Genomic DNA, 13,012 nt, shown 5'->3' on the forward strand with positions numbered 1-13,012 from the left:
GTCAGGAGCGGCAGTCGGCCACCAGGGTCATCATGGCCCTCACGCGGCGCTTGCGCCGTCTCCGGCGACAGCTGCCCGGGTGCAGGCGCCCGACTTCGGGTCCCAGTCGGCAAGGACCGTGAGACTCCGCACCGTGAACTGGAAGCGCAGGATCGGCTGCGGATCCTTGCCGTTCCCGTTCACGACCTTCATCGTCACGGTTTCGGGCAGCTTGATGCCGCGTGCGCTCAGAACCGAGTAACCGTCGTAACGGATCTCGTCGGCGAGCTGCGGTGAGTCGACGAAATCGTCGATGAGTTTGAGGATGTCGTCGTCGCGGCCCAGTTCGAGCAGGACCCTGTGCACCTTGGTCCTCGTGGGGCTCAGGGGCTTGTCGGTGTACTGGAGCGCGGTTTCGTGGGCTTCCAGGGCGCGTTCGAGACGCTCGCGGTGGAGTGGGTGGATCGGCATGTTGTCCTCTCAGTCCTGCTACGGCTTGCGGCGCAGGCGCGGGGGCAGTGCCGCGAGTAGCGCGTCCAGGGCGTTGATGCGGCCGTGTCCGAAGTCAGCGTTCCGAGGGCCGTTTGCACTCACCTGGTCGTAGATCCAGGAGAGGGGCACCCGGTCCGCGGTGCCCTCGATGATGGCCCGCACCTCGTCGGGGGTCAGCGACGGATCGACGCTCAGCAGCAGCGCCGCGAGGCCGGACACGTGGGCGGCGGCCGGTGACGTACCCCAGAAGTCCGACAACCAGTCGCGGCGGTCGAGGTCCGAGAGGTTCCCCGTCCCCCGCACGGCCGTCGTAGGGATGTCGACCCCGGGCGCCATGACCGACAGTGCGCTGCCCTTGCTCGAGAACGCGGCCCTTGAGTCGGTCGCGTCGGTCGCGCCGCAGGCGATGACGTGCTTGTGGGAAGCCGGAAACCCCACTGCTCCGCCGCTGTTTCCGGATGAAGCGCACAGGACGATGTTGCTGTTGTAAGCCCGCGTGAGAGCCTGATCGACCGCGACCAAACTGCCCCACGACGGCATGCTGAAGCTCATGTTGATCACGTCGGCACCGTTGTCCACCGCGAAGGTGAGCAGATGCACGAACCAGCCGTCAGTGAGCGTCGTGAACGCGAGGGGCATGACCTTGGCGCCGTAGCCGGCGACGCCGGCGACTCCCTTGAGGTTGTGGGTGGTGGCCGCGGCGACACCCGCGACCATCGTGCCGTGACCGCGCGCGAACCCGGGCAGGCTCGGATTGTCATCGCCGATGTTGTTCGGGCCGCCGAGGCCACCGACGAAGTACAGGTCGGAATGGCTCAGATCGCACCCCGAATCGATGACGGCGATCGTGCCCTGGCCCATGTGCAGATCCCAGGCCGTCCGCCCGGGGCCCGCGATATGAGTCTTGACCAGGTTCCACTGCCCTCGGTACCCCGTCGCGGCATCGGGCTTGTAGAACGTGTCGACCGGCTCAAACGTGTACGGGTACAGCATCGCCATGTTCTCGAACAGCACGCCGTTGGAGTCGTACCTCTCATGCTCCAGCAGCCGAGCCCGGACTTCGTGGGCGGGGTGGCTCCGGGGGTCGACGATCGTGTAATAGCGATAGCCGGGCAGGTAGCGCGACCTGAACTCGTCCTCCCGCAGTTCGATGTCGGTCGGCAGCGGCGCCTCGACAACGCCCTCCTTGACCAACAGAGCGTTCGGCAGCGGGCATTGGAGGCCGGCCCGCCCGGGCACATGAGGATGGTGATAGACCGGACCGATCCATTCCAACTGCTCGTCGAACGCCGCCTCGACGGCGTCATAGAGTTCACCCTCGATGGCTTCCCCGAGTGACGAGCAGACCCAGAAGAGACGATCGGTGTGACTGACGATCTCTCCCTGGAATCTCTTGCTCTCCGCCGAGTCGCTCGGTTCCAGTTCCAGGTCCAGTTCCCGCAAACATGCCTCGAGTGCTTCGTGTTCCTGCGGCTCACGGAAGCCCAGAAGTAGACGGGTCTCGTCAAGGATGACGAGCGTCTCGGTGTCAAGCTCCAACTCGACCGGACAACGATTCGTGGTCATACCTAGAGGCTAGCCCCATTCGCGTGCAAGCACATTTTGCAAGCGGCCGTGCCCACTTGACCTGTGGTTCGAGGGCTGCAACTTATCAGCCTCGACTGCCCCGGGATGCGAAGAGACGAGTCGGGTGGAAGCATGCTGCTGTCGGCGAATGCACATCGAATTCGAAATCCGCTCGGCGACCTCGGGTAACCGGAGACCGGCGCGGTCCGGCACCAGTCCTTCTCAACAGCGGAGATCGCATGGCCTACATCTTCGACACGGCACTCAACGGCCGGGGAGCCTACGCAGGCAAGGCCTATTTCTTCAGGGACGACCGGTACGTGCGCTACGACTGGGCGCTGGATCGAGCCGATTACGGCCCGTTCTATGTGTCTGGCTGGAACCTGCCGGGGGCGTTTACGACCGGCGTGGACGCCGCACTAAACGGGGGTGCGCAGCATCAGGGCAAGGCGTACTTTTTCCGAGGCGACAAGTATGTCACCTACGACTGGAACACGAACCAGGGCAGTGACCCGGGTCCACTTTCCCAGTGGAATCTGCCGCCGTCCTTTGCTTCCGGTATTGACACGGCGATCGACGGTCAGGGCGCCTACGCCGGAAAGGCGTACTTCTTCAAGGACGACCAGTACGTCACTTACGACTGGGCCACAGGGCAGACGGAGGGTCCGTCGCCTCAATCCCCCTGGAGCCTGCCGGGAACCTTCCGGAGAGGCGTGCACGCAGCCCTGAACGGCGAGGGGGCACACCAGGGCAAGGCATATTTTTTCAGAGGCCCTCAATATGTACGGCGCTACTGGTCCACGGGCGCGGTGCAGGGGCCCATCCACATCTCTGCCTGGAACCTCCGCGGTGCAATCGGGTCTTGACGGGACATCCGTCAATCGAGAGTGTCAGAGCCAGCCGCATCGTCCTTGAGTCCCACCGCCGACCAGATCGCCCCTGCGTGGGCCAGCCGCGAACGCGAACAAGCGCCCATGGCCCACACACAAGACCGGGGGCGCCCAAGCCATGCCTGTCAGGGACACAGCCCCCCAACCTAGCCACTCGACCCGCTCCCGCCGACACGGACACACGACTTCATGTAGACCACGGCAGAAGTCACCCGATAGAGGTGGCCCCCATTCTCGTTGCCGATCATGAACCTGTGATGGTGTCACCACCTTCACGAACGGAGCAACGTGGTCCCGGTTCGCGCTGCCCAAGTGGTCCCCTCAGTCCCTGTCGAAAATAGCCGCTGCATTGCGATCATTGTGGGCGGCTACGAGGCCTGGTCTCGACTTATGCTCGGCAGAACCCCGGCCGTCGAAGGGCCTCACACCGGGTAAGGGCTTTAGCGGGTGGTTACACCGCTACCAGCGATGCGGTCGGCAGGATGAGCCCGGTACGTGAGCCATGCCCGAGTAGCGCTGGCTTGTGCCGGAACCAGACCTGAATCCACAGTCCGTCACCGGCGGCCCGGTGGAGGAGGAGGTTCATGTCGTTCTACAGGCGTTTCGTGCACTCGTCCTCGTCGATGAGCATGACGCAGCTCCCCTCCTCCTCGATCGCGACGACGATGAAGTCCTGCGGGAGCTCATGGCTTGGCACGCGCTCCCACCGGGAGATGGCCAGACCGAGGTCCTGCGCGGTCCGATTCATGCGGCCGTCGTGAGTCAGCCTGCGGCGCCACGACCCGTTGACCATCTGGTGGATGGCCATCTGCGTCATGGCCGGCGGCAGCCGCTTGCTGCACTCGCGAGGGTCAAGGGGGACGATGACCGTCCCGTCTACCGGCTCGAGGATGTCGGTGGCGAGCCCTTTGGTCAGGTCGCCGTCGGCCGCCAGCTGGTAGATGATTTCTGTCCCTGGTGTGTAGGGCATGGGTTCGGCGTGCGGGGCTCCAGCCGTAGCCACCCGCCGCATTCACGTGCCCGATGTGGGTCTTCGCTGGCAGGACTTGTGTCGCGACTGCATGGTGGCCGCATGGAAGATTTGAACCCCGAGCGCTTCCGTCGGCACTGACCCAACTGTTACGCCTCGGCATCCCTGCTGCCTTCGGGAGGTGGGGATCTTTTTTCGTGTTTCACGTATTGCGCGTTCTGGCCAGGGTGGCGCATTGTGGTCGCCCGATCACCTCCCTGGCGTCGCCCCAGGCTCGCCTCCCCCGGGTGATGGTCGCGCCCGTGCTGCCGCGGGGCGCTGCACGCTGCCCCGGCCGCATCCCCCGTAGCGGTCGGGGCAGCGTGCTGTGCCCACCTCGCTCGTCACCTGCGACGGTGCGCATCTTCTGCCGCTTCGAGAAGCAGATGCCAGGGGTACTCCTTAGGCTTGCCCTGGCCGGGCTGGTTGGGTACGAATCCGCCCTCGCCGTACAGGACGGTCACGCCCATGGCGCGCAGTTCGGCGACGCTCCGCTCGAACTGCCGGTGCTGCACGTAGGCCGCGTTCACGCATGGCATCGTCACGGTCGGGATCTGCTTGCCGATGCCTTCCGCGACGACCCCCACCACGAAGTCGTGAGTGAGGCCCAGCGCCCACGAGTTGACCGTGTTGAAAGTCGCTGGCGCCACAGCGATCACTTCCGCCGGCGGCCACACGTCCGGCTCGCCGGGCATCTTGTACTCGCTGCGCACCGGGTGACCGGTCAGCCGCTCCAGCTCGGCCAGCTGGGGTGCGAGCCAGCGTGCGGCAGTCGGGGTGAGGCCGAGGCACACGTCGAAGCCACGGGCGTGGGCATCGTGGATCACGTTCGCGACGTCGAAGACGGGTGGGGCTGCCGAGCCGAACAGGTAGAGCACACGGTCAGTTGTCGTCATGCGCATATACGACCACATGCAACCGCCCCCGCTCTGAGGAGAGTCGGGGGCGGGTACTGTTCCAAGTGGCTGCTCAGAACGGAGACCAGTATGCCCACACTGGACGACAACCACACGGGCGCCCGCATCAAGGAACAGCGCAGACTGTCCAGGCTCACGCAACGCCAGCTGGCCGACCTGCTGCCTTACTCGTACAGCTTGCTCAACCAGGTGGAGTGTGGTGCCCGTCCGGCGACGGCGGACTTTGTGGCTGCGTGCGCGAAGGCCCTCAACGTTGACGTCACGGTGCTGACCGGGCAGCCGTACGTGTCCGAATTGCAGCGCGACCGCCTCGCCGAACTGGTGCGGCCGATCCGTGAAGCCCTGGACCTGTACGACCTCGGCCCCAACCCGGATCTCACCGTGCGGACGGCAGAAAAGCTCATCGCGGGCGCGGACCAGCTGTGCGCAGACGTCCGGGCGACGCACCTGCGGACCGCGGCGCGGAAGCTGCCGGGCCTGATGGCGGAACTCACTCACTCCGCGTGGTCGACGCCTTCCACCACTCTGTGGCAGGCGCTCGCCTCGACCTACCGGACCGCACACGACATCAGTGTGAAGCTCGGCTACTACGACCTGTCCGCCGTCGCCCTGGACCGCATGGCGTGGGCAGCGGAACGCGCCTCCGATCCGTGCCTCGGCGCAGTACGGCAGTACATGCGGGCGCTGGTGTACTTCCGGGAAGGCGAGTACCGGATCGGGCAGCGGCTCGTCGCCTCCGGCCACGGCATCGTGGGCCAGGCCGCGGAGACCCGCGAGGCCCTGGCCGTGGCAGGGCAACTCCACCTCGGAGCGTCGGTGATCTGCGCGCGCGCCGAGGACAAGACCGCGGTGAACCTGCACATCGGGGAGGCGCGCCGGATCGCGAAACGGATCGGCGACGCCTCCGACGTGCACTGGCTGAGCTTCGGCCCGGCCAACGTCGCCCTGCACAAGATGTCCGCCGCCGTCGAGATGCGCCAGTACGACGACGCACTGAAGCAAGCCCGACGGATGAAGCTCCCGTCGCGACTGGCTACGTCGCGCCGGGCGCACTTCCTGATTGACCAAGCGCGCACCGAGATGGAGACCGGCCACACCGAGAAGGCACTGGAGCATCTCGTCGAGGCCCGCAAAATCGCGCCGGAGCAGACCCGCTACCACCCAGCTGCCCGCGAGACGATCACCGGACTGGTGCACCAGGCTCGACGCACGCCGGACACGCTCAACCACATGGCGGCCTGGGTCGGCCTGTAGCTCATGCTCACAACGCTCACAAAACTGTGAGCGTTCCCCTCTTCTCGCAGCGTCACGCTGTTCTCACACCTGGTCAACGACGAGGCAGGGACAGCGCGATGACGCATGCTCGGACCGTTCCGAACAGCATCAGCCTGCACAACCTCGCGGCCTGCCGCCGTCGCCGCAGGATGCGCCCCGGCAGCCGCGCGAACGACTCCGGGGCCGGCCAACGCTGCGAAGGAGCGCCGACACCATGAAACCTACAGCGCAACTGGGAACCGCGGCACTGCGGCCCATCGAGCCAGAGCCGGGAACGCTGGTGCATTCGAGCGCCGACCGGAGACTCGCCGCCGAACACTGGCTCCTGTCCAGCCTCGCCGAGCCGGGGCGCGGCCGCCAGGAGTGGAACACGCAGGGTGTGGTCATGCTGCCCCTGGGCACCCTGTTCTCTGCGATCCGGCTACCCGGACGGCTTGTGCTCGCCGTGACCGGCGCACACTCCCTGCCCTCCCGGGAGATCGACGCCACGCTCAACGACGCCCTGGGCGGCGGCCCCGTCATCTGCGACCCTCGCCACCAGCGCTACTACGTCCTCGTGCCGGCGAGCGTGCCCACGTCTTGGCGTGCGGCGGTTGACGACTGGCGCGTCATGGACGTCGATGCCCTGGGCCGAGGAACCGTTCTCGGCGTACCCAGGCTCACCAGGCAGGAACCGCACGCCCTCGCCTCGTACTGGTCGGTGCCCATGGAGTCGATGGGCGAGCTGTGCACACCACTGACTGTGGCCCGGTTCATCGGGGCCGGCAGGCATCTGATGGCGGAAGAGCAGCAGTAGCGCCGGTCCTCGCCCTGGTGCTCGTGAGGAAACCGAACTGACGCGCCCCCATGGCGACCGCAGGGTCAGGGGCGCGCCTCGAACTCCCTCCGGCCGGGAACAGGAAGGACTGGCCGCAGGGTCCACAGACGCTCGTCCCGCCGGAGGAACGGAAGCCTCCGGCGGGACGGGTCGCTAAGACTCCCGCCCCGGGCCCCAGCCCTGGACAGGTCGAGCCCTGGGGCGGGTCTGCGTCTCCTAGGCCGTACGGCTGCGGAGCGCATTCCACTTCGATCCGTGGAGGTCCGTATGACCGCGCGACTGATCATCACCGACGAACAAGCCGCGTCCTGTTACTTCCGCACGACCGTCGAATCAGGACGCCGCAAAGCGCTCGTACAGGTCGACGAGCGATGCAACCTGAAGTGCGGGCACTGCTTCGTCAACGCGACCCGGCGTGGCACGTACATGACCCTAGAGCAGATCACAGACCGGGTGATCCCGCAGCTCGTTGAGGCGCGCGTCGACCGCGTGACGCTGACCGGCGGCGACCCCTTCATGCACCCCGACATGATCGAGGTCGTACGTCGCTTCCGCGCGGCCGGCATGAGCATCGGCCTGTGCACGAACGCGACGCTCACGTCCGACGAGCAGATCGCCGAGCTGGTGGAGATCGGGGATGTCCACGTCAACGTGTCCCTCGACGGCTTCGCCTGCGAAAGCCACGGCAAGTTCCGAGGGGACCCGGAGTCGTTCTACGTGACCGTGGACACGGTGAAGAAGTTCGCCGCTGCGGGTCTGTTGCAGGGCCTGCTGTGCACGCCGAACAACCTCGCCGACGACGAGGAGTACGCGGAGCTGTGTGCGTTCGCCAAGGAGCACGGCGCGAGGTACGTGCTGATGAACCCGCTCGGCGAGATGGGGCGCGGCCAGCGGTCGGCGAAGAAGCTGCGCCGTCCTGACGACCACATGCGGCACATCCGGGACCTGACGATGCCGTTCGTCGACGAGGGCCTGGACATGGTCCACATCCGGTTCCCCAACGACGGCAAGCCGCTCAGCGGTTGCGAGGCGGGCACGATCATCTACGTGTTTACGCAGGGCGAGGTGGCAGTCTGCCCGTACCTCGTGTTCGCCGCCAGGACCAGGGCCAGCAAGCATCCCGACACGGACTTCATCGTCGGCAACGTGTGGGAGCACGACGACATCGCGGCCCGTCTGGACGCGTACCGCTTCCACGAGCGGTGGGATCTCGGCGCCAACGACACGTGCGGCGGCTGCTCGATGTCCTCCGAGTGCGGGAAGGGCTGCCCGGCCGCCGTCGTCGCGGCCGGATACCGCATCGGAGCCGTCGACAGCGAACAGTGCCCCGTCGTGCCCCGCCAGACGCGTGTCCTGCCCGTGGTCGGTGTCTCGTGACCGGCGGGCTGTTCGTCACCCTCGACGGCCCCGGCGGCGTCGGCAAGTCCACGCTCACTGGAGCCCTCGCCGCCGTCCTCCGGGAATCCGGTCTCGTGGTGCATGAGACGCGCGAGCCGACCGACGCGCCGTTAGGGAACCTGGCGCGCCACGGCACCGACACCTATCGGGGCCGGACCATGGCGCACCTCATCGCCGCCGACCGGTACCAGCACCTGGAGACGGAGATCAGGCCGGCGCTCGCCCGTGGCGAGATCGTCGTCTGTGACCGGTACATCGCCTCGTCGCTAGTGCTTCAGGTCATGGACGGCCTGGACCGTGACCTCGTGTGGCAGCTCAACGAGTCGGCCGACCTCCCCGACCTGGCGGTGTTCGTCACCGGTCACCCGGACGTGATCGCGGACCGGCTCACGGCCCGCGGCGCCCACAGTCGGTACGAGCGGCAGCCCGGAAGTACCCGAGTCGAGTACGGGCTGTTCGCCGATGCCGCTACGTTCCTCACTGACCGCGGCGTGAACGTCCTGGAGCTGGACGCCACCGCCACCGACCCGGAAACACTCGCGCGCATCGTCGCGGGCGAGGTCCTCGCACTGCGGAGCAGGAAGCCTCATGACGCTGGAAGTGCTGACGTTCAACCTCAACAACCCGTCCAGGGAGCGGGCGGAGCGGCAGCTCTCGTATCTGGCGTCCCGGCCGGAACACGTCTTGGTGCTGACGGAGACGGCACCGAGTGAGGGCTGCGAGTTCCTGGCCGCCCAGTTCTGGACTGCCGGGTACCACGTCACTTTCCCCCGGCCGGAGCGCGGAGAGCGCGGTGTGATGATCGTAAGCCGTGTGCCCATTGAGGGCTCCGGTGTTCGCTTCGGCTACCTGCCGCACCGCGCCGTCTCGGTGACTGTCGCGACCGAGGCCGGGCCGCTCGACATCATCGGCCTCTACGTCCCCTCCCGGGACGCGACGGAGGCGAAGACGGAGCGCAAACGCCAGTTCCTCCAGGAGGCCGAGCGGGTGATCCCGCGCGGCACGACGGGGGCCCGGCTCATCATCGGGGACTTCAACATCCTGGAGCCGAAGCACGAGCCGCGGTATCCGTTCTTCAAGCCGTTCGAGTACGCCTTCTACGAGGGGCTGGAGGAGGCCGGATACGTCGACGCGTTCCGGCACCTGGCCCCGACGGCTACCGAATACTCGTGGGTCGGTCGCACCGGGGACGGCTACCGGTACGACCACGCCCACGTCTCCGTCGGCTTGGCCGGCGCGGTGCGCGGGTGCCTCTACCTCCACGAGCCCCGCACCCGTACGGACAGGCTCACCGATCACTCCACACTCGCCGTGCAGCTCGATGTGACGCCCGTTGAGCAGCTACCGGTGGGCAACCCCACGGGCACGGCTGGCGCCCTCTTCTGACCCGACCACCGCACGTACACCCCCCTTTGGAGAACCTGATGGACGGAACGACCTGGGACCACGTCGACCGGCTCCGTGACTGGCTGGACGCCGAGAGCGCGGTGACTGGCGACATGGCGAAGGTCATGCGCGTGCTAAAGATCGGCGAGGAGTTCGGCGAGGTCGCCGAGGCCCTGCACGGAGCAATGGGGACGAACCCGAGGAAGGGCGCAAGCCATACGTTCGATGACGTTCAGAAAGAGCTCTGCGACGTCACGATCACGGCCCTCATCGCTCTCGCCTCGCTCACTCCGGACGCGCGGAAGGTGTTCGAGGAGCGGCTCCAGCACATCGCCGACCGCTCGCTCACATGATGGAGCCGGGGGCCTGATCGCGTCTGGCCCCCTGAACGGCCCCGCTCTTCTGCTCCCCGGCGGATGGGCGGGGCCTTTCGGCGCACCCGCAGCGCTGTCGCACCTGAGGAGCAGGAAGCCTCTGGCGGCGGGCTGCTCGCGCTTGCCGGACAGGTCTTATATGTGCTAAATCTCAAGTGTCGGATTGCCCGCGCCGTTGCGTCCGATCAGCGCGACCCGCTCGGGTCCGCGCAGTTCGAGGCCGCCGGCCACGCGTGCGCCGTACGCGAGCCGGAGGTCCTGGAGGGTGAGGACGGTACGGCCCGGCGGTACGGCCGTGTACGGCAGCTCGACCCGGATCTCGTCGTCGTCCCGCACGGCCTCCACCGCCTCGTCGAGCCGCTCCTTCGCGTCGCTGAGCTTCTCCTCGTGCATGATGCGGTGCTTGCCCGAGGAGACCTGGGCGGCGCGTTTGCGTGCTCCCATGACGATCTTCGGCTCGCGCTTCTGGTCCCACATCTTCTGCCCGTACCGCTTACGGCGGGCCAACTTGACCTGGGCGTCCTCCAGTTCGCGCTTCTGCTTGCGGAAGTCGGCCTCCGCTACCCGCACCATCCGCTCCGCCGCCTCCTGTTCCGTGGCGAGGGCCTCCTGGTACGCCGAGAAGTTGCCGCCGTACCAGGTGATCTCCCCGGAGCGCAGATCGGCGATCTGGTCGACGAGTTCCAGGAGCCCACGGTCGTGACTGACCACGACCAGCACTCCGGGCCAGGAGGCGACGGCCGTGTACAGGCGTCTGCGGGCGTACAGGTCGAGGTTGTTGGTGGGCTCGTCGAGCAGCAGGACGTCCGGGCGGCGCAGCAGCAGCGCGGCAAGGCGCAGCAGCACCGACTCGCCGCCCGACACCTCGCCGACGGTGCGGTCCAGCCCGATGTGGCCGAGACCGAGTTCGCCGAGCGTGGCGAGGGCGCGCTCCTCGACGTCCCAGTCGTCGCCGACCGTCTCGAAGTGCTCCTCGGCCGCGTCGCCCGCCTCGATGGCGTGCAGCGCGCCCCGCCGTGCGGCGATGCCGAGTGCCTCGTCGACCCTGAGGCCGGTGTCGAGCGTGACGTTCTGCGGGAGATGGCCCACCTCGCCGGTGACGCGCACAGTGCCGTCCGCCGGCGTGAGCTCCCCGGCGATCAGCTTCAACAGGGTTGATTTTCCCGAGCCGTTGACGCCGACGAGTCCGGTCCTGCCGGGGCCGAAGGCCACGTCGAGACCGTCGAGGACGGGGGTGCCGTCGGGCCAGGTGAAGGACAGGGACGTACAGGTGATGGACGTGGACATAGGGGTCTCCGCGGTTGCTTGATGCGGTCGGGGGGCAAACGCGTGTCGAGACACTGGAGGGCGACCACGGCCACCGAGCGGAGGGAGGACCCAAGGGCACGAGAAAAGCCCTGTTCGTCGGGGACGGCTCGAATGCCGAGGTCGCACGCGGTGCACACAGCTGATGTGTGACGGTGTCTCAGGACCTCAGACGAGCAACGTCCTTCTCCATTCGACGGCAACAGGACCGCCACACACCGTACGAGCGGCCCCGGGGCGTGTCAACGAATTAACGTGAGCCCCGACCGCACCGCACGAAGGAGATCCCGTGCCCCTCGGCTCGCTCTCGCTCCCGGCCCGGCTGTGCCTGCTGGCCTGGGACACCCTGGGAACGGAGGCCTCCGGCGCCGCCCGCCTGCCCCGGCTGGTCAGGGCCGGCGCCCTCACCGAACTGGCCCGGCGCGGGCTGCTCGTCGACGAGGAGGGCATCGCCACGCCCGCCGACCTGGACTCCCGCACCGGGGACGCCGTCCTCGACCGGCTGCTCGAACTGGTCCGGGAATCCCGGCCGCACCGCTGGCGGTCCTGGGTGACCCTGCGGGCGCGGGTCACCCTGGACGCCGTACGGGAGCAGCTGACCGCCGAGGGATGTCTGCGGGCGGAGAAGAAGCGGGTCCTCGGGGTCTTCCCGACGGTGGAGTACGCCCTGGAACGCGGCGCCGTCGTGGACGCGCTGCGGGAGGAGGCGCGGGAGGTTCTGCTGGGGCCGGTGCCGGTCGCGGAGGTCTCCGAGCGGGACGCGGCCCTCGTCGTGCTGGCCGCCGCCGCGGAGCCCGGCATGCTGCTGCCCGGCGAGGAGCGTGGCCTGCCCGAGGAGCGCGTCGAGGCACTGACCGAGCGGGTCGGGGCGGCGGCTCCGGTGCTGCGCACCGTCGTCCAGGAGGTGCGCAAGTCGGCCGCGTCGGCGGCCCGATGAGCTTCGTCCCCGGGGCCGTCGACCCGGGGACGATCATGTTCGCGTTCGTCCTCCGTGCCGTGCGGGAGCTGCTGGGCAAGGGGACGCGGGGCGCGCCGGAGGAAGCGCTCGGCTACGGCGAGCCCGTCGGACGCCGCTTCAGCAGGCGTCCCGCATCAGCTCCGCCAGGCCGTGGTCCAGGTCGAGCTGCAGATGCTCCAGACCGGCGGGCACCAGCTCGTCCGCGGCCTTGAGGAACCGGCGCAGCTCGCCCGTGCGGACGTGTACGACGGCGGTGCCCTCGGGGGCGTGGAACTCCATGACGGTGCGGTCGTATCCGTACGGCCGGACCCGTACGTCGCCGTGGCCCTGGGGCTCCTCGATGCCCGCCGAGAGCAGTTCGCGGCTGAAGGTCCAGCAGACCTCGACTCCCTCCAGCGTGGCCGGGGCGGGGAAGGTCATGCGGACCGCGAACGGATCGCAACGGTCGTAGTGCAGGGTGGCCGGAATGCTCGGCATCCGCGGCGCGGCGGCGACGAGGCGGGCCTCGACGGTCTGCTCGATGACGGTGGACAACGCCTTGCTCCCTTGTGACGGCTGGACGGACGGCCGGTGGATCGGGCCGGGCACTGGAAGAGACGTCGGAATCAGCCAATCCGTATACATGGAAGTCGAGTGACCTCGGTCA

13 protein-coding genes and 1 pseudogene are annotated in these 13,012 nt (G+C 67.8%); 8 read left to right on the forward strand and 6 right to left on the reverse strand.

The window, feature by feature from the left end:
• Positions 1-39: 39 nt before the first annotated feature.
• Complete coding sequence (locus F7R91_RS20150) at positions 40-450, reverse strand: hypothetical protein (RefSeq protein WP_150950463.1); 411 nt, start codon at positions 448-450, stop codon at positions 40-42.
• Positions 451-468: 18 nt separating this feature from the next.
• Entirely contained in the window at positions 469-2,037 is a 1,569-nt protein-coding gene (locus F7R91_RS20155; protein ID WP_150950464.1) for a S8 family peptidase, read from the reverse strand.
• 239 nt (positions 2,038-2,276) lie between these two features.
• Here F7R91_RS20155 and F7R91_RS20160 point away from each other — a divergent pair, with 239 nt between their 5' ends.
• The gene (locus tag F7R91_RS20160; protein ID WP_150950465.1) at positions 2,277-2,903 is read left to right on the forward strand and encodes a hemopexin repeat-containing protein; all 627 of its coding nucleotides are present in this window, start codon (positions 2,277-2,279) and stop codon (positions 2,901-2,903) included.
• A 616-nt stretch (positions 2,904-3,519) separates the two neighbouring features.
• Here F7R91_RS20160 and F7R91_RS20165 read toward each other — a convergent pair.
• Positions 3,520-3,897 carry a hypothetical protein gene (locus F7R91_RS20165; RefSeq protein ID WP_150950466.1) on the reverse strand — a complete coding sequence of 126 codons (378 nt, stop codon included), beginning with the start codon at positions 3,895-3,897 and terminating at the stop codon, positions 3,520-3,522.
• A gap of 383 nt (positions 3,898-4,280) precedes the next feature.
• Positions 4,281-4,832, reverse strand: a complete 552-nt coding sequence (locus F7R91_RS20170) for a flavoprotein (RefSeq protein WP_150950467.1) — start codon at positions 4,830-4,832, stop codon at positions 4,281-4,283.
• Positions 4,833-4,922: 90 nt separating this feature from the next.
• Between F7R91_RS20170 and F7R91_RS20175 the strand changes: the two genes are divergently transcribed.
• The 6 genes from F7R91_RS20175 to F7R91_RS20200 all read left to right on the forward strand — a co-directional run bounded on the left by F7R91_RS20175 (position 4,923) and on the right by F7R91_RS20200 (position 10,082).
• Complete coding sequence (locus F7R91_RS20175; protein ID WP_150950468.1) at positions 4,923-6,107, forward strand: helix-turn-helix domain-containing protein; 1,185 nt, start codon at positions 4,923-4,925, stop codon at positions 6,105-6,107.
• Positions 6,108-6,342: 235 nt separating this feature from the next.
• Positions 6,343-6,924, forward strand: coding sequence for a hypothetical protein (locus F7R91_RS20180; RefSeq protein ID WP_150950469.1), 582 nt, complete (start codon positions 6,343-6,345; stop codon positions 6,922-6,924).
• Between the two features lie 288 nt (positions 6,925-7,212).
• Positions 7,213-8,322, forward strand: coding sequence for a radical SAM protein (locus tag F7R91_RS20185; RefSeq protein WP_150950470.1), 1,110 nt, complete (start codon positions 7,213-7,215; stop codon positions 8,320-8,322).
• The gene (gene tmk, locus F7R91_RS20190) at positions 8,319-9,056 is read left to right on the forward strand and encodes a dTMP kinase (RefSeq protein ID WP_225320704.1); all 738 of its coding nucleotides are present in this window, start codon (positions 8,319-8,321) and stop codon (positions 9,054-9,056) included. The genes F7R91_RS20185 and tmk overlap by 4 nt, the downstream gene beginning before the upstream one ends.
• Positions 8,938-9,729, forward strand: a complete 792-nt coding sequence (locus tag F7R91_RS20195; RefSeq protein WP_225320708.1) for an endonuclease/exonuclease/phosphatase family protein — start codon at positions 8,938-8,940, stop codon at positions 9,727-9,729. Before tmk ends, F7R91_RS20195 begins: the two co-directional genes overlap by 119 nt.
• Positions 9,730-9,767: 38 nt before the next feature.
• Positions 9,768-10,082: a MazG-like family protein gene (locus F7R91_RS20200; RefSeq protein ID WP_150950471.1), complete on the forward strand. Its 315-nt coding sequence runs from the start codon at positions 9,768-9,770 to the stop codon at positions 10,080-10,082.
• A gap of 174 nt (positions 10,083-10,256) precedes the next feature.
• On the opposite strand, the pseudogene F7R91_RS20205 reads toward F7R91_RS20200, so the two are convergent.
• Positions 10,257-11,390: pseudogene (locus tag F7R91_RS20205) on the reverse strand (ATP-binding cassette domain-containing protein); the annotation flags it as partial.
• A 307-nt stretch (positions 11,391-11,697) separates the two neighbouring features.
• Between F7R91_RS20205 and F7R91_RS20210 the strand changes: the two are divergent.
• Positions 11,698-12,345, forward strand: coding sequence for a GOLPH3/VPS74 family protein (locus F7R91_RS20210; RefSeq protein WP_150950472.1), 648 nt, complete (start codon positions 11,698-11,700; stop codon positions 12,343-12,345).
• A gap of 138 nt (positions 12,346-12,483) precedes the next feature.
• Here F7R91_RS20210 and ssgD read toward each other — a convergent pair whose 3' ends face one another.
• Positions 12,484-12,900: a spore wall synthesis regulator SsgD gene (ssgD, locus tag F7R91_RS20215; protein ID WP_150950473.1), complete on the reverse strand. Its 417-nt coding sequence runs from the start codon at positions 12,898-12,900 to the stop codon at positions 12,484-12,486.
• Between the last annotated feature and the right edge of the window lie 112 nt (positions 12,901-13,012).

This window comes from Streptomyces luteolifulvus, from assembly GCF_008806595.1.
GTDB classification, from domain to species: domain Bacteria; phylum Actinomycetota; class Actinomycetes; order Streptomycetales; family Streptomycetaceae; genus Streptomyces; species Streptomyces luteolifulvus.